1 pseudogene is annotated in these 523 nt (G+C 45.3%); it reads left to right on the plus strand.

Annotated elements, in window-relative coordinates:
• Positions 1–523, plus strand: a pseudogene (locus ACFIJS_RS09345) (late control protein); the annotation flags it as partial.

The following is a 523-nucleotide window of genomic DNA, read 5'->3' on the forward strand; positions in this document are numbered from 1 at the left end:
CGTCTTTTAACCGCAACCATTACGGACCATGCCGGCAATGAAGCCGATACATTTGAAGCAGAGTTTGATGATAGTGGCAATGATTTAGAGGTTCCCTCAAGCAACAGTGCGCTACAGGTGATCTTTGGCTATGAGAACAGCATCAGTGCTTTTATGGGGCGGTTTGTTGTGGAGTCGGTGGTCAGTTGTGGTGGCAGTGATGGAGAGATCTTGCGCCTTTGTGGCAAAAGTGCCTCGATGCGTAAAGAGCTTAAAGAACAGGTGAGTGAGCATTTTGATCACAAAACTGTTGGTGAGATTGTTGAGACACTGGCCAAACGCCATGGCTATCAAGCAAAGGTCAGTCCCCAGTTCATTCAACAAACTTTGCCTTATGTGATTCGTACAGATCAATCGGCTGTTGATTTTTTAACTCGCCTTGCTGACCGCATGCAGGCACGTTTTTTGATTAAGGACAATAAGTTTTTGTTTTTAAGCGGGGATAACTTACCAGCATTAGCAATCCATAAGCACGACTGTTCCA

The sequence above is a fragment of the Bartonella sp. OT172YNZD genome (assembly GCF_042193725.1).
Taxonomy (GTDB): domain Bacteria; phylum Pseudomonadota; class Alphaproteobacteria; order Rhizobiales; family Rhizobiaceae; genus Bartonella; species Bartonella grahamii_A.